This window comes from Xanthomonas sp. SHU 166, assembly GCF_000364685.1.
Taxonomy (GTDB): Bacteria; Pseudomonadota; Gammaproteobacteria; order Xanthomonadales; family Xanthomonadaceae; genus Xanthomonas_A; species Xanthomonas_A sontii.
In genome coordinates, this window is sequence record NZ_AQOJ01000910.1 from 1 (window position 1) to 2,521 (window position 2,521).

Consider the following 2,521-nt stretch of genomic DNA (forward strand, 5'->3'; position numbering starts at 1 on the left):
AGTCTTCGGTGATCTGGTATTGATCGGCGAAGCGGAAGTAGATGCTCGGCGAACTGAAGTGCACGAAGCGGCGCACGCGTGCGGCCAGCGCGGCGGCGAGCAGGCGTTCGGTGGCGACCACGTTGGCCAGGCGGAAGGTCTCGGCGCTGGCCCACGGTGCCGACAACGCGGCGCAGTGGATCACCGCATCGCAGCCGTGCAGCAACGGCGCCAGGTCGTCGCGACACAGCTCGGCGGGCACGACCTCGATGCGCGGATCGCCGGCGAAGGCTGCCAGCTTGGCGGCGTCGCGACCGCTGGCGCGCACCGCTACGCCGGCATCGGCCAGGGCGCGCACGATGTAGGCGCCGATGAAACCGGACGCGCCGGTGACCAGGACGCGGGCCATGTCAGTAGCGCAACACCGCGCCGCCGAACGCCAGCCCGGCGCCGGAGCCGACCAGGCCGATCAGGTCGCCGCGCACGATGCAGCCGCTGGCGATCGCCTGGTGCAGCGCGCCGGGAATCGACGCGGCCATCTGGTTGCCGCGCTGGCCGATCACCTCGATCAGCGCATCCGGCGCCAGCCCCAGCGCCACGCGCAGGTGACGCAGGGCCTTGGCGCTGGCCTGGTGCGGCACGATCCGCTGCAACTGCGTCAACTCGACCCCGGCCTGCGCCAGCAGCCGCTGCAGGAAACCGGGCAGCTTCGCCGCGGCCAGCCGGTAGGTGGCGCGGCCGTTCATTTCGAACTGCGAGCCGGCACGCAATGCCTCGATGCCGTGATCCAGGCGCAGGCGGGTGCCGCCGGCGCGCACGCGGCAATGGTCGATGCCTTCGGAATAGGTTTCCAGGCGCGCGGTCAGCAACTGCGAACCGCTGGCGCCGTCGTCGGCGCCGAGCACCACCGCGGCGGCACCGTCGCCGAACAGCGGCGCAGTGTCCGCATCGTCCGGATTGAGGCCGACGCTGGCGATCTCGCTGGAGACGATCAGCACGCGGCGATGGCGGCCGGCGGCGATCGCGCAGGCCGCCAGGTCGAGCGCGGCGATGAAGCTCAGGCAGGTGGCGTTGATGTCGAAGGCCGGGATGCCGCTGCCCTGCAGGCCCAGCCGCGCGTGCAGCAGCGCCGCGCTGCACGGGATCGCCTGTTCCATCAGGCTGCAGGCGCTGATCACGCAATCGACCTCGTGCGCCTGCAACTGCGCCGCGTCCAGCGCCGCGCGCGCGGCGCGTTCGCCCATGAAGGTGGCCGGCTCGTCGGCGCCCGCGTAGTGCCGCGTGGCGACCCCGGTATGCCGCAGGGTCCAGCCGGCGGGCTTGCCCCAGCGCCGGTCGAAGGCTTCCGCCGGCACCCGCTGCGCGGGCAGATACTCGCCCGTGCCGAGGATGCGCAGCGCGATGGGCCTGCTGGTGTGGACGCTCATCCGTAAAGCTCGCACAAGGGGCGCGCAGCGTACTGCCAGCGGCTCGGCGCCGGCAACCGCTCTTGCGAAGATCGCGCCGCCGTCAGCGGCTGGCGACCTCAGACAATCCTCAATCGCGCAGCGACCTGGCGAAATACGTGGGCGCTTCGACAAAGCCTTCGCGCCGATAGAAGGCGTGCGCGCGTTCCCGCCGGCTGTGGCAGTGCACCTGCAGGCGGTCGCAGCCGCGCTGCCACGCCAGCGCCTCGCCCTCTGCCAGCAAACGCTGTCCCACCCCGGCACCGCGCGCGCGATCGTCGACGCAGAAATAGCTGATGCGGCAGATGTCGCCGGCCAATGCCAACTGCGGCAGAAAGTGCAGCGACAACACATCCAGGACGTCGTCCCCTGTGGCCGCCACCAGCAAGGCCGCGTCCGGATGCGCCAGGAGCTGCGCCAGGCGCGCCTCGATGAAGTCCTCGGTTCCGGCGTAGTCCAGTGCCGCCATCAGCGTCACGATCGCCTGCCGGCCCGCCATTGTCGCGTTCCTGATGTCCAGGGTGCCGTTCTCGCGCATTTGCAGAGAGTAGGAAGTCGCCCGCGTCGGGCGCAACCGCTTTGCCGACCCGACGCAATCTGTGCGGAAATGGGCGGCGCGTTAGCGCCCGCGACGCTGCCCGTACCAGAAGCCAAGTCCGTCGCGCGAGCGCAGCAGGCTGCGGCCGCGGCGCGGCAGGCGCAACAGCAGCCCCAGGTGCTCGCGCTTGCTGAAGCTGCGCAGCTTGCGGTCGGAGGTGTGCACCGGCTCGCGCAGGATCACGAAGCGGCCCTGCCGCGCCAGTGCGCGGCTCAGCGCCACGTCCTCGCCGGCGTAGTAGCGCTCGTCGAAGCCGCCGGCGGCGACGAAGGCGCTGCGCGTGCAGAACAGGAAGCAGCCGGGGGCGATGCCGGTGCAGCGGAACAGCCAGCCGAACAGCGTCTGCGCCAGGCGCTCGTGCCAGGCGATGTCGCCGAGCAGGCGCACCTGCGCGCCGCCGCCGACCGCGCCGGTGCCCAGCGCGCGCAGCGCCGCGGCCAGCAGCGGGGTGTTGACCCGGGTGTCGGCATCGACGAACAGCAGATGGCGGCCGCGGCTG

The 2,521-nt window shown here is 71.8% G+C and carries 4 protein-coding genes; all 4 read right to left on the reverse strand.

Annotated features, from left to right (window positions below):
- The coding region (locus D180_RS20425; protein ID WP_017914228.1) for an NAD(P)-dependent oxidoreductase at positions 1–388 on the reverse strand (388 nt) is incomplete at its 3' end.
- A 1-nt stretch (position 389) separates the two neighbouring features.
- The gene (locus D180_RS20430; RefSeq protein WP_017914229.1) at positions 390–1,406 is read right to left on the reverse strand and encodes a 3-oxoacyl-[acyl-carrier-protein] synthase III C-terminal domain-containing protein; all 1,017 of its coding nucleotides are present in this window, start codon (positions 1,404–1,406) and stop codon (positions 390–392) included.
- 109 nt (positions 1,407–1,515) lie between these two features.
- Complete coding sequence (locus D180_RS20435; RefSeq protein ID WP_017914230.1) at positions 1,516–1,962, reverse strand: GNAT family N-acetyltransferase; 447 nt, start codon at positions 1,960–1,962, stop codon at positions 1,516–1,518.
- 81 nt (positions 1,963–2,043) lie between these two features.
- Positions 2,044–2,521: glycosyltransferase (locus D180_RS20440; RefSeq protein ID WP_017914231.1), on the reverse strand; the 478-nt coding region annotated here is incomplete at its 5' end.

What these genes read in the sequence shown, in the direction of transcription:
- D180_RS20430 (WP_017914229.1), bottom strand. Translation starts at nt 1,406, where the DNA reads ATGAGCGTCCACACCAGCAGGCCCATCGCGCTGCGCATCCTCGGCACG.
- D180_RS20435 (WP_017914230.1), bottom strand. Translation starts at nt 1,962, where the DNA reads ATGCGCGAGAACGGCACCCTGGACATCAGGAACGCGACAATGGCGGGC.